This is a genomic window from Nocardia pseudovaccinii NBRC 100343 (genome assembly GCF_001613225.1).
In the GTDB taxonomy this organism is placed as follows: domain Bacteria; phylum Actinomycetota; class Actinomycetes; order Mycobacteriales; family Mycobacteriaceae; genus Nocardia; species Nocardia pseudovaccinii.
Window position 1 is genome coordinate 1 of record NZ_BDBY01000206.1, and the last position, 13,173, is coordinate 13,173.

Below are 13,173 nucleotides of genomic sequence, written 5' to 3' on the forward strand. Positions count from 1 at the left end.
GACGCTCTGGCAGGGGCTGCTGAGCAGGAAATCCGCGGCCTCGCTACAACCAGGCTACGGCTTCGGCCGCGATGAGCATGCCTGGGTTTCGCTGATTCCCGACGGTGGCGATCCGATGGTGAGCACCAGCCTTTACGGGCGTGCCATGCAGGAGGCGGGTCGCGAGGCGATCGCCGACGCGTCCGCGCGCGGTTGGCGACCCGGCCGCACCGTCGGCCTGCTGCATGCCATCGTGCTCGGCGACGTCGCCAATTGGCGCGACTTCTATCTGGCCGATGAGGGGCACCGGCGCTCACGCGACTACATGCGACTATTGCCCTCCACGCCGATCTCGGTACTACAGCAGGAATTCGGCTTCCACGGGCCATCGATGAATGTCTCGGCGGCGTGCAGTTCGGCGAATGTCGCGCTGATCACCGCCAAACTCTGGCTGCAGTGCGGTGTCGCCGACGACGTGATCTGCATCGCCACCGATATGTCGGCCACCCCCGAAATGCTCGAGCACTTCGTCCGGCTCGGCGCCGCGGTCGGCGATGCCGAACCCCTGGCCGCATGCCGCCCCTTTCAAGAGGGCAGCCGCGGTTTCAGCATGGGTGAGGCGTCGGTCGCCTTCGTCCTCACGCGCTCGGTCGAGCGGCCCTATGCCACGGTGCTGGGTGGCGGCACGACCAATGACGCCTATCACGTGGTTTCGGTCGATCCTGGGCATACCCAGATTTTCAACTGTGCGCGCCACGCGCTCGCGGACGCTGCTGTCGCCCCCGCGGACGTGCGGTATTTCAACGCGCACGGCACCGGAACCCGGCAGTGCGATGTGGCCGAGCGCGATCTGCTGCGGCGGATGTTCGACGACCGGCCGCACGTCTACTCGGTCAAGCCGCTCGCCGGGCACTGCCAAGGGGCAGCGGCCGGTGTCGAGGTGGCGGCCGCGGCACTGGCCTACGACCGCGGCATCGTGCCCGCCGCACCGATCGTCGCACCTGCCTACGAGCGACTATTGGACGGTCCCACGCCCTTCGAGGGTGGGATCACGGTCAAGTTGTCGCTCGGCATGGGCGGCAATAATTCGATGGTCGTGCTCGGTCCCGTCGACTGAGCTCACTTATGGAAGCGGCACCGACCAGGACAATTTCGTGCCCGGCATGCCCTCTGTTTCGTGCATGCCCGCCACTGCGGGTCCGATGGTGAACTGCCCGGCCGACTTCTCGGCCCGCTGCTCCAGATTCCGCAATCCGCTGCGGATCACATGATTCGGGATGCCCCAGCCGTCATCGGTGACCACGATGGTCAGATCATCGGCCACACTGATCTCCACCGAGACGATCGCCGCGCCGGAATGTCGCACCGCATTGCTCACCGCCTCGCGCACCACCGCCTCCGCGTGATCGGCCAACTCGGCCTCCAGCACCGAAAGCGGTCCGGTCACCTGCACGGTGGCCCGCAGCGGCGAATCGGTGGTCTGCTGGCGCACCGCATCCTCGATCCGCTGCTGCAATTCGATACCGCCGCCATTGCCGCCGTGCAGATCGAAGATGGAGGTGCGGATCTCCTGGACCACCTCCTGCAGATCATTGATGACCGTCGAAAGATGTTGGCGCACTTCGGGTACCTCGGCGCGCGGTACCGCGCTCTGCAGGGTGAGCCCGATGGCGAACAGCCGCTGGATCACATGGTCGTGCAGGTCGCGGGCGATGCGGTCGCGGTCGGCGAGGATATCGAGTTCGCGCATTCTGCGCTGGGTTTCGGCCAGCTGCATGGCCAGCGCGGCCTGGTCTGTGAAGGCATTGGTCAGCTCGACGAGTTCGTCGGGGTAGGGCGGTGAGCCGATGGGCCGGACGGTGACCAGCGCGCCGAGGGTGGCGTCGGGTGTGCACAGCGGCAGGATCAGCGCGGGTCCGACATCGTGCAGTGGGACGCCGAGGTCGATCAGGGCGGCATCGTCGAAGCGCAGCGGTGTGCGGCGGGTGAAGGCCTCGCCGAGTGCGGTGCCGTCGGCGTCCACGATCAGTCCGTCGAATCCACTACCCGGACCTGACCATTGGGTAATGACGAGTTCGGAGACCGCGGCGAGTTGGAGTTGCGGTACCGCGGTGCTGGCCAGGAATGATTGATGTGAGCCGGTCAGGGTGCGCGCATGGTCGACGACGTGGGCGAGCACCAGATCGGGTTCGGTGCCCGCGAGGAACTCGGTGGCGATGTCGCGGGTGGCCTCGATCCAGGCCTGTCTGGTGCGCGCCGATTCGTAGAGCCTGGCGTTGTCGACCGCGATACCGGCCGCGGCCGCCAGGGCCTGCACGAGTACATCGTCGTCCTCGGTGAACGGCTGGCCGTTGGCTTTCTCGGTCAGGTAGAGACTGCCGAAGACCTCGTCGCGAATGCGCACCGGGACGCCGAGGAAGGTGTGCATCGGCGGGTGGTGTTCTGGAAAGCCCACGGAAGCAGGGTGTTTCGAGAGTTCGTCGAGGCGCAGCGGTTTGGGTTGGGTGAATACCTCGCCGAGTACGCCGTGTCCGGCGGGAAGTCGGCCGATGCGCGCCCGGATGGTGTCGTCCATGCCCTCGTCGAGGAACTGGGTGACCTGCTGCTCGTGCCCGCGCACCGCCAGCGCGCCGTAGCGGGCGTCGACCAGGCTGGTGGCGGTGTGCACGATGGCGCGCAGCGTTTCATCGAGGTCGAGGCCGGAGGTGACGGTCAGCATCGCCTCGACCAAGCCGTCCATCCGGTCGCGTGAATCGATGATCAGCTCGACGCGTTCCTTGACCTCCGACAGCAGCTCCCGGAGCCGAAGTTGCGACAGCGTGTCGCGTACCGAATAGAGGCCGCTGCCCAGCTCTTCGGTCATGACGGCATCCTGTTCTGGCAGGCGCGAAACAGCGCCTACGCCAGTCTAGTTGGTCGATCGAGGACTTTCGGCCCTGTTCGCGGTGGCGTAGCGGTGATGGCATAGTCACACACCGGGAATAGAAAGTAGGGATGTCCTATGAATTCGCCGATGCGCTCTTCGGAACTGTGGGCCACTGCCGCCGATCCCGAAATGGCCGTGACCACCCGGGGTGCGGTGCCGCCCGCGGATGTGACCAGGGCGGTGCGGGGGATCGGCCGCGTCCTGCGTCGGCATCACCTCGACGCAGCGGCGCGGGTGCGGGTGACGGCACCGGTGGATTCGGAAGAACCCACGTTGGTACAGGCCAACATTCGCATACACGACACCCCGACCCGCGTGCAGGTCACCGGTCCGCGCGGCTTCGCGGTGACCTTCGCGGTGGAACGGCTGGACCGTCAGATCGCCCGGCTGGCAACCAAACAGTCACGCGAGTGGCCCGATCCGGCGCGTCCGCCCCTGGCCAGGGTCACCGAGCCGCGCCCGATCGTGCGGAGGAAGCGCTGCGCGTTGCTGACCGGTACGCCCGCCGAGGCGTCGGCGGTGATGGATGCGATGGATTACGACTCGTACTTGTTCATCGATGCCGAAACCGGTGAGGATGCCCTGGTGAGCTGGGCGGATCCGTTCGGCGTCCGGCTGACCAGGCAGCGCACCACGCAGCCGCCGCTGGCTCCGGCGCAGCGGCCCCTCACGGTGAATTCCCTACCGCTGATCATGGATTCGGCTCCGGCGCCGGTCCTTAGCGATGAGGCGGCGGTGACCCGGCTGTGCCGCAACGGGCTGCCGTTCCTGTTCTTCACCGATGCCGACAGCGGCCGCGGCCGCCTGCTGTACCGCCGCTACGACGGGGATCTCACCATCGTCGTTCCGGTCGAAATCCGCTAGCTCTCACGCAGTTTGGAGGCCAGCACCGCGGCTTGGGTGCGCCGTTCCATCCCGAGTTTGGCCAAAAGCCGGGAGACGTAATTCTTGACGGTCTTCTCCGCCAGGAACATTCGCGCCGCGATTTGTCGATTGGTCAATCCCTCGCCGAGCAGTGCGAGCAGTCGGCGTTCCTGTTCGGTGAGGCCGGCCAGCGGCCCGTCTTTTTCGGTGCTGGAGCGTAGCCGGGCCTTGAGAGCGGTCGCCGCGCGGTTATCCAATAGCGAACGTCCGGCGCCGACCTGTTTGATCGCCGCAGCCAATTCCATGCCCTTGATGTTCTTGACGACATAGCCGCTCGCGCCCGCCAGTATCGCGTCCAACATGGCGTGTTCATCGGTGTAGGACGTCAGGATGAGGCAATGCAAATCGTCGATTTCGGCGAGCAGGTCGCGGCACAGTTCGATGCCGTTGCCGTCGGGAAGTCGGACGTCCAGTACAGCGACATCGGGTCGCAGGGCGTGAATGCCCGCCATGGCGTCCGCGACGTCGCCTGCCTGGCCGATCACGGTGAGTTCCGGATCGCTCTCCAGCAGGTCGACGAGGCCGCGCCGGACGATCTCGTGGTCGTCGACGAGGAACACTGTGATCACGCGACCTCCTGTGCGGTGCAGGGGATCTCGTGCGCCCCCGGCGTTTGGTCCTACCCGACAAGGTATCCCTCGGCGGGCCGCACCGGTATGTCGGGAACGACAATTTCGAGTAATGGCGACTCGAATTTACCGACGAGCGCTATCGAAACACCGAAAGAAACCGACCGCTTGAATGGCATTGTGCGAATCGGGGTTCCGGGTATGCTGAGGCCGAAGTCATTCATAGCGGTCTTCGGTAGCGCGGCCTTGGAGGGCCCCATGCATAGTTATGTCGAACAATGACATATTCAGCGACGCTCGATTTCGGCAATATTTTCGGTCCGCCGCGGAGCTGTCCCGATTGTGGTTCGCATGCTATCGGTACCTTCGTCGACCACCGGGACGCCCTGTTCCGGTGCGGAGAATGCGGCGTGCAATGGCGTTTCGCACATGGCCGCGCCATTCGGGAGCTCCCGGTTATCGATCCGCAGCCGGGACCCGAAGAAGCGTGGACGTGTCCATGATGATCGGGTTGATCGTGCCGCCGTGAGTGCCCGTACCGGTGGCTACATCGTCTTGGTCGGCCGGACGAATGCGGAGAACGGGTGCATCGGGCGGTCCGGACGGCCCGGCTGGCGCGCCGAAAACCGGTGATGATCACCAAGATCCGCGAACCGGAGCAGTGGCGCTACTACACTGAGCCGGTGCGTCCACTGATGGGAGCCGACCACCCCGAACCGCGCGAGGAGCCACTGGCGCCTCGGGTAGCGACGAGCCGGGCCATGGCGCCCACGCCGGTAGCTTGACGAGCCCCTGGGGTGACGGCGCCGATCCCGGGGCGCCCCGAGCGGTCGCCGGGGTCACCTTGGTCGAGGGCTCGACCTTCTGCATCAGCGAGGACGGCGGTGTCATCAGCCCGAATCGTGCCGAGGGATTGTTCGTGCGCGATACCAGGGTGCTGTCGCGGTGGCGGCTGACCGTCGACGGTTTGGCGCCGCAACCGCTCACCGTCCAGCACACCGAGCCCTACAGCGCGACGCTGCTGGCCAGGACGCCGCCGCGGCCAGGACGGGCCGACAGCACGGCACTGGTGACCGTCGCGCGCTATGTCGGCGACGGTATGCGCGATGACGTGACCGTCCGCAATCTCTCCGGCGCGGCGATCAGCTGTGTGGTGGTGCTGGAACTCGATGCCGATTTCGCCGATCTGTTCGAGGTGAAGGAGGGGCGGATCGGCGACAGCGTGGTGGTCACCGAGAGCAAGGCGACGGCGGGCACGGTCGAGATCAGCCGGACCGATCTGCCGCTGGCGGTGACGGTGACCGCAGCGGGGGCGACCGCGGTCGATCGCGAATTGCGGTGGCAGGTCGAACTGCCCGGGCGCGGGGAATGGTCGGTGTGCATCCAGTACCAGCCGACGCTCGGCTCGGTGGTGACGCCGCGGCATCAGTGTGGGAATCCGATCTCGCACAGTGCGCCCGCAGTGCGGATGCGCGAATGGTACGAGAATTCGCCGTCGGTACAGACCGACGATCAGACCCTCGCCGCGGTACTGCGCCGCGCTGTCGTCGATCTCGGCGCACTGCGCATCTTCGATCCCGGTCATCCGGAACGGGCGGTGGTCGCCGCGGGCGCGCCGTGGTTCATGGCGCTGTTCGGGCGGGACTCGCTGCTCACCTCGTGGATGGTGTTGCCGCTGGACCGGCGGCTCGCCGTCGGCACGCTGCAGAGTCTGGCGGGTCTGCAGGGCAGCGAGGTTCGCGCCATGACCGAGGAGGAGCCGGGAAAGATACCGCACGAGGTGCGGTTCGGACGGGCGGCGACGTCGCTGCTCGGCGGTGACACCGTGTACTACGGAACCGCCGATGCCACACCACTTTTCGTGATGTTGCTCGGCGAGTTGCATCGCTGGGGACTGGATGCCGAGACCAGGGACGAGTTGCTGCCGCACGCCGATCGGGCGCTGGAGTGGATCGAACACTTCGGTGACGCGGACGGCGACGGATTCGTCGAGTATCAGCGCGCGGCTGAGCACGGTTTGGCGAATCAGGGGTGGAAGGACTCCTGGGACGGAGTGAACTTCGCCGACGGCAGGCTGCCCGAGGCGCCGATCGCGCTGGCCGAGGTGCAGGGATATGTATATGCCGCGTATGTGGCGCGGGCGGCGCTCGCGGCGGATGTGGGTGATCACCCGACCGCGGATCGGTTCCGGGTCAAGGCGGCCGCATTGAAGGAAGCGTTCAACAAGGCGTTCTGGTTGCCCGAGCACGGTTGGTTCGCCCTCGGTCTGGACGGGCACAAGCGGCCGATCGACGCGCTGACCTCGAATATCGGACACTGCCTGTGGACCGGGATCATCGATGAGGACAAGGCGCGATCGGTCGCGGATCACCTGCTGTCGCCGGAGATGTTCAGTGGGTGGGGCATCCGCACATTGGCCACCAATATGGGTGCCTACAACCCGGTGAGCTATCACAACGGATCGGTGTGGCCGCATGACAACGCGATCTGCGCAGCCGGGCTGATGCGCTACGGCTTCACCGAACACGCCAACCGTGTGATCGACGGGGTGCTCGACGCGTCCACCCGCTTCGGCTATCGACTGCCCGAGCTGTTCAGCGGTTTCGACCGCGCGGAATTCGACGCTCCGGTGCCGTATCCGACCTCCTGCTCACCGCAGGCGTGGGCGTCGGCGGCGCCGCTGCTTTTCATGCGGAGCATGTTGCGGTTGGAGCCGGGTACCGGGTCGGCATCGGTCGCGCCCGCGGTGCCGGATCGGTACCTGCCCCTGCGGGTGAGCGGGGTGCGGGTTGGGTCGGATGTGCTCACCGTCACCGTGGACAATGGGGGCTGGCAGCTCAGCGGATTGGCTGGAAAGCTGCGTCGATCCGACTCCTGACCTGGACCGATGACCGGGGAACCCGGCGTGCGACGAAACTTGTCGGTGGGTCGGCCTAGCATGGCGCTGGGGGTATCACGTCTGTTGGACCGACACGATCGAGAAGGGACACCTGGTGGCGGAACGCCTCACTGTGCGCGGAGCTCGGGAGCACAATCTCAAGAGCATCGACCTCGATCTGCCCCGCGACAGTCTCATCGTGTTCACCGGTCTATCCGGTTCGGGCAAATCCAGCCTCGCCTTCGACACGATCTTCGCCGAGGGGCAGCGCCGCTATGTCGAATCGCTGTCGGCCTACGCGCGCCAGTTCCTCGGGCAGATGGACAAGCCGGACGTCGACTTCATCGAGGGACTTTCCCCTGCCGTTTCGATCGATCAGAAGTCGACCAACCGCAACCCCCGGTCGACGGTCGGCACCATCACCGAGGTCTACGACTACCTGCGCCTGCTGTATGCGCGCGCCGGTACTCCGCACTGCCCGGTCTGCGGTGAGCTGATCGCCAAGCAGAGTCCGCAGCAGATCGTGGATCAGGTGCTCGCCATGGAGGAGGGCATCAAATTCCAGGTGCTCGCGCCGGTGGTGCGCACCCGCAAGGGCGAATTCGTCGATCTGTTCGACCAACTGAACAGCCAGGGCTATTCGCGCGTCCGGGTCGACGGTGTGGTGTATCCGCTCACCGATCCGCCGAAGCTGAAGAAGCAGGAGAAGCACGACGTCGAGGTCGTGGTGGACCGGCTCCAGGTGAAGTCGAGTTCCAAACAGCGGCTTACCGATTCGATCGAGACCGCGCTGCGGCTGGCCGACGGCATCGTGGTACTGGACTTCGTCGACCGCGACGAGCACGCCCACGATCGGGAGCGCCGTTTCTCCGAACGCCTGGCCTGCCCCAACGGTCACCCTCTGGATATCGAGGATCTCGAACCGCGCTCGTTCTCGTTCAACTCGCCCTACGGCGCGTGCCCGGACTGCACCGGACTCGGCATCCGCAAGGAGGTCGATCCGGATCTGGTGGTGCCAGATCCCGAATTGAGCCTGGCCGAGGGCGCGATCGCACCGTGGTCGCGTGGACAGACCGCGGAATACTTCACCCGGCTGCTGTCGGGTCTGGCCGAATCCATCGGATTCTCCATGGATACGCCGTGGCAGGACCTGCCGCCGAAGGCACGCAAGGCGGTGCTGGAGGGCAGTTCGGATCAAGTGCACGTCTCCTACACCAACCGGTACGGCCGGAAGCGTTCGTACTATGCCGATTTCGAGGGCGTGATGCCGTTCCTGCAGCGGCGCATGGAGAGCACCGAATCCGAGCAGATGAAGGAGCATTACGACGGGTACATGCGCGATGTGCCGTGCCCGGTGTGCAACGGTGCTCGGCTGCGGCCGGAAATTCTGGCCGTCACCATCGCCTCGGGCGGTGCGAAGAAGTCCATCGCCGATGTGAGCGAATTGTCGATCGGTGATTGCTCGGCATTCCTGAACGCCTTGACGCTGGGGGAGCGGGAGACCGCCATTGCCGGGCAGGTGCTCAAGGAAGTGCAGGCGCGCCTGGGCTTCCTGCTCGATGTCGGACTGGAGTATCTGAGCCTGTCGCGGGCCGCGGCGACGCTGTCCGGTGGTGAGGCGCAGCGCATCCGGTTGGCGACCCAGATCGGATCCGGGCTGGTCGGTGTGCTGTATGTGCTCGACGAACCCTCGATCGGTCTGCATCAGCGCGACAACCGGCGGCTCATCGAAACGCTCACGCGGCTGCGGAATCTCGGCAATACGCTGATCGTGGTCGAACACGACGAGGACACCATTCGGGCCTCGGACTGGGTGGTCGATATCGGTCCGCTGGCCGGTGAGCACGGTGGTGAAGTCGTGCACAGCGGTCCGTATCAGGAACTGCTCACCGACCCGAAATCGCTGACCGGCGCATATCTTTCGGGCCGCGAGCGCATCGAGGTGCCGATGGTGCGGCGGCCGGTCAGCAAGAAGCGCCAGCTCACCGTGGTCGGTGCGAACGAGCACAACCTGCGCAATATCGATGTCAGCTTCCCGCTCGGCGTGCTCACCGCGGTCACCGGTGTTTCCGGTTCCGGTAAGTCCACGCTGGTCAACGACATTCTGGCGACCGTGCTCGCGAACAAGCTGAACGGTGCGCGGCAGGTGCCTGGTCGGCACACCCGGATCAACGGCCTCGATCATCTGGACAAGCTCGTGCAGGTGGACCAGTCGCCGATCGGCCGGACGCCACGCTCGAATCCGGCCACCTATACCGGCGTATTCGACAAGATCCGGACCCTGTTCGCGGCAACCACCGAGGCGAAGGTCCGCGGCTACCAGCCCGGCCGGTTCTCGTTCAATGTCAAGGGCGGCCGCTGCGAAGCATGCTCGGGTGACGGCACTTTGAAGATCGAGATGAACTTCCTGCCGGATGTGTATGTTCCGTGCGAGGTCTGCCACGGCGCCCGGTACAACCGGGAGACGCTCGAGGTGCACTACAAGGGCAAGACCATTGCCGAGGTGCTCGATATGTCGATCGAGGAGGCCGCGGGATTCTTCGAGCCGGTCACCTCGATCCACCGCTACCTCAAGACCCTGGTCGACGTCGGCCTGGGTTATGTGCGACTCGGCCAGAGTGCGCCCACCCTCTCCGGCGGTGAGGCGCAGCGCGTCAAACTGGCGGCCGAACTGCAGAAGCGCTCCACCGGACGCACCGTCTACATCCTCGACGAGCCGACCACCGGCCTGCACTTCGAGGACATCCGCAAGCTGCTGCTCGTCATCAACGGCCTGGTGGACAAGGGCAATACGGTCATCGTCATCGAACACAATCTGGACGTCATCAAGACCTCCGACTGGGTGGTCGATATGGGTCCCGAGGGCGGCTCCGGCGGCGGCACGGTCGTCGCCGAAGGCGCCCCGGAAGATATCGCCTCAGTGGGCGACAGCTACACCGGCCAGTTCCTGAAAGAGGTCCTGGCACTGCCCGCCGCGACCGAGCCCAAGGCTCCGGCCAAGAAGGCAGCGGCGAAGAAAGCCCCGGCCAAGAAGGCGACGAACAATTCGTCGGCCACCAAGGCAACGGCGACCAAGATTCCGGCACCGAATGCCGCCGCCGCGAAGCGCGCATCGCGGAAGGCCGCCGCGCTCCGCTGACTTCTCGGCAGAGCAAAACCTAGCGAGGGTAGTCAAATGGTTGCTCGAAACAGCACCTACAACCACCATTCGACTATCCTCGCCAAAACGCTCTAGAACGCGACCACAGGCAAATTGTTGCTGGGCTGGCCGGACCCGTGGAGTCGGTGCAGAACAACAGGACCTATCGCAGCTCGACCTGGCCAAAATGACTTTTCGGCGACGGTAGTCAAATGGTGGTCGCGAGTGTGTTTGGAGCCACCATTTGACTACCGTCGAGGTTGCGGGCTCAGCGGTTCGCGATGCAGTGGATCAGTTCGGCGAGTTCCTTGTATCGGGACCACATCGGCCAATGGCCGGTGGGCAGATCGACGTATTCGGCGTCGATCTCGGCCAACTCGGCGAACATTGGTTCCTGACCCGCGTCGCGGAGTTTTTTGACCAGGTCCGCGGTGATGCTGTTGCAGATCACCGTCGTCGGGATGGCATGGCGCGCCGGGGAATCGCTCAGTCGCAGGGGAGCGGCGGCGACTCCGGCGGGTTCGGATACGGCACATTCGCGGAACCGGGCCAGGGACGCCTCGTCCAGTCCGGTGAGGCTATTGCCGTCGGCCTCCAACTGATCCCAATCCGGCAGTGCGAGTTCGCGAACGGTCGCATCCAGTGCGGAATTGAGGATGAAGCCATTCGGTAGCGGAGCGGCGTCGACATAAATGCCGCGGCTGAAGCGTTCCGGGGCGATATCGGTGGCGAGATAGGCGGGCGCCGCGCCGCCGGAGTGCGCGACGACCACCACGGCTTCATCGGGGGCGATTTCGTCGAGGATGGCCTGCGCCTGCATTTCCAGGGTCGCGCCGAGCCGGTCGTCATCGTCCGGGTCGAGGCCGGGCAGCGTCAGCGCCAACACATCGTCACCCCGGCCGCGCAGCTCGGCCGCGACGTCGTCCCATGCCCACGCGCCGAGCCAGAATCCGGGGATCAGAAGTATCCGTGCCATGCAGTGAGCATCGCACGCCGGACCTGGCGCAACACAAATCCGCAGTAATATGTCCGGGTCGCCGAGATGGCCACGCGCGCAAAGCGTTTCATTGTTCACAAGATGAACTACTTTGGGTCGAGCGGGATCGCCCCGTGAGATCGACGGGCAGCGGCGGCACGGATCGCCCGCATCGCTTGCGGCCCACCCGGGGGCATCTCCGCGATTCCGGGCGGGCCACATCGGCGTGCCTACGAGCTTCGAGCTGGACCGAACCACCGCGTCAATGCGTTCCGGAGTCGGTCGTCTTCGGTGCCGACTTCACCTGCCCAGGCCACATATCCGTCCGGTCGGATGAGCAGCGCGTCAGCGGGCGCGTCCGGACAGGTCGCGATCACGGTATCGACCCGGTCGTTCCAGCCGTCCGCGATATCGGCGAACCCGCTGTTCTCCGTCAATTGGACCAGTACAGCTCGTGCCGAGTGCAGCAGATCGGCGATACGCGTTCGGCCGTCCGAGGTTTCGAGGGTGAGGTCAGGGACCATGCGTCCGGACAGTGGGTGCGGATCACCGATGTCGTAGCGGATATCGGATCCGGCCAGCAGATGCGCGATATGCCCAGCGCTTTCAGGTGCTTTGAGTAGTTCGCCCATGAACTCGCGCAGCGCGGTGACCTCCGGACCGGGCGCCATCAGTGCGAGCTGGGACAGTGAGTGCATCATGACTCGCTCGCCGACCGGGTATCGCTCGGAGTGATAGGTGTCCAGCAGTCCCACGGGTGCCCAGCCGTTCACCTGTGCGGCGAGCTTCCAACCGAGATTGGCCGCGTCCTGCAAACCGAGGTTGAGGCCCGGGCCGCCCATCGCCGAGTGCACGTGGGCGGAATCGCCGAGCAGGAACACATTTCCGTCGCGATAGCGTTCGGCCAGTCGAGTGTTCTGGCCTTCGGTCCGGCGCAGGGCGTGCGGGCCGGATCCGGGCGGTGGCGCGATCGGCAGGTCGACACCGAGCACCCGCCGCAGACTCGCGCGTAGTTCGTCGAGCGTCATCGGCGTGTCCTCCGGTACCGGATCGCCGTCGAACTCCATGGTCGCGACCAACGGGCGGCCGCGTTCGAGCTCTGCGAAGATGAACATGCCACGTTCGAGTCGATTGTGTCCGAAGGGAAGTCGCCCGAGGCCGGGAATCAGGATGCCGCCGTCTCCGGTTCGCAGTTCCTCCGGCACGCTCACATGCGCCATCCGGACCAACTTCGATGCGTTTGTGCTGCCCCTGAATTCTATTCCGATGTGTTTGCGGACGAAGCTCTTGCCGCCGTCAGCCGCGACCAAGTACGTGGTGGTCAGGTCATACTCGCGGTCGGGACCCGTCACTGTGACGGTCACGCTCCCGTCCTGCTGGACCAGATCGGTCAGCTCATGGCCCCAACGGATTTCGATGCCGAGTTCGCGTGCCCTTTTCTCCAACAGGCGAACCAATTTCGGCTGGGGTATGAGCAGCGCGTACATCGGATTGTTCGCGACTTCGGCGAATGACACCGGCATCCCACTGAACAGATAGCCGGGCACGGGCTGCGGAGCGCCCGGCGCGCCGCCGAATTCGTGGTACAGGCCGCGCATATCCAGCAGCCGAATCACCTGGCCGACAAGGCCGTTCGCTTTCGGCTCGGCGCTGGGCTCGCTCAGTTTCTCCAGCACGATGGGACGCACGCCGGTCAGCGCGAGTTCGCAGGCGAGCATGAGCCCGTTGGGTCCGGCACCGGAAATGACTACGTCGTAAGAGTTTTCGGGCATGACAAATACA

The 13,173-nt window shown here is 65.4% G+C and carries 9 protein-coding genes; 5 read left to right on the forward strand and 4 right to left on the reverse strand.

Going from position 1 to position 13,173, the window contains the following annotated elements:
- Window positions 1-1,096 (forward strand): beta-ketoacyl synthase N-terminal-like domain-containing protein (locus NP3_RS26030; RefSeq protein WP_063044229.1); only part of this gene is annotated, 1,096 nt, incomplete at its 5' end.
- A gap of 6 nt (window positions 1,097-1,102) precedes the next feature.
- Here the strand turns inward: NP3_RS26030 and NP3_RS26035 are convergent.
- A complete protein-coding gene (locus NP3_RS26035) occupies window positions 1,103-2,842 on the reverse strand; it encodes a sensor histidine kinase (protein ID WP_063044230.1) in 1,740 nt (579 codons plus the stop codon).
- A 150-nt stretch (window positions 2,843-2,992) separates the two neighbouring features.
- On the opposite strand from NP3_RS26035, the gene NP3_RS26040 reads away from it, so the two are divergent.
- Window positions 2,993-3,769, forward strand: a complete 777-nt coding sequence (locus NP3_RS26040) for a sigma 54 modulation/S30EA ribosomal C-terminal domain-containing protein (protein ID WP_245721114.1) — start codon at window positions 2,993-2,995, stop codon at window positions 3,767-3,769.
- Here the strand turns inward: NP3_RS26040 and NP3_RS26045 are convergent.
- Window positions 3,766-4,398, reverse strand: a complete 633-nt coding sequence (locus tag NP3_RS26045; RefSeq protein WP_063044232.1) for a response regulator — start codon at window positions 4,396-4,398, stop codon at window positions 3,766-3,768. The genes NP3_RS26040 and NP3_RS26045 overlap by 4 nt on opposite strands.
- 584 nt (window positions 4,399-4,982) lie before the next feature.
- On the opposite strand from NP3_RS26045, the gene NP3_RS26055 reads away from it, so the two are divergent.
- The 3 genes from NP3_RS26055 to uvrA all read left to right on the forward strand — a co-directional run bounded on the left by NP3_RS26055 (window position 4,983) and on the right by uvrA (window position 10,415).
- Entirely contained in the window at window positions 4,983-5,183 is a 201-nt protein-coding gene (locus tag NP3_RS26055) for a hypothetical protein (protein WP_063044234.1), read from the forward strand.
- Window positions 5,180-7,276, forward strand: a complete 2,097-nt coding sequence (locus NP3_RS26060; RefSeq protein WP_063044235.1) for an amylo-alpha-1,6-glucosidase — start codon at window positions 5,180-5,182, stop codon at window positions 7,274-7,276. Before NP3_RS26055 ends, NP3_RS26060 begins: the two co-directional genes overlap by 4 nt.
- 115 nt (window positions 7,277-7,391) lie before the next feature.
- Window positions 7,392-10,415 (forward strand): excinuclease ABC subunit UvrA, encoded by a 3,024-nt coding sequence (uvrA, locus tag NP3_RS26065; protein ID WP_063044236.1) that lies wholly within the window; start codon window positions 7,392-7,394, stop codon window positions 10,413-10,415.
- Window positions 10,416-10,683: 268 nt separating this feature from the next.
- Here uvrA and NP3_RS26070 read toward each other — a convergent pair whose 3' ends face one another.
- Together NP3_RS26070 and NP3_RS26075 are read right to left on the reverse strand one after the other, a co-directional pair.
- Entirely contained in the window at window positions 10,684-11,391 is a 708-nt protein-coding gene (locus NP3_RS26070; RefSeq protein WP_063044237.1) for an alpha/beta fold hydrolase, read from the reverse strand.
- A 230-nt stretch (window positions 11,392-11,621) separates the two neighbouring features.
- A complete protein-coding gene (locus NP3_RS26075) occupies window positions 11,622-13,163 on the reverse strand; it encodes an FAD-dependent monooxygenase (RefSeq protein ID WP_063044238.1) in 1,542 nt (513 codons plus the stop codon).
- Window positions 13,164-13,173 lie beyond the last annotated feature (10 nt).

Bases quoted from the DNA above. Each gene is read 5' to 3' on its own strand.
- NP3_RS26035 (WP_063044230.1), bottom strand. From the start codon at position 2,842: ATGACCGAAGAGCTGGGCAGCGGCCTCTATTCGGTACGCGACACGCTG.
- NP3_RS26040 (WP_245721114.1), top strand. From the start codon at position 2,993: ATGCGCTCTTCGGAACTGTGGGCCACTGCCGCCGATCCCGAAATGGCC.
- NP3_RS26070 (WP_063044237.1), bottom strand. From the start codon at position 11,391: ATGGCACGGATACTTCTGATCCCCGGATTCTGGCTCGGCGCGTGGGCA.
- NP3_RS26075 (WP_063044238.1), bottom strand. From the start codon at position 13,163: ATGCCCGAAAACTCTTACGACGTAGTCATTTCCGGTGCCGGACCCAAC.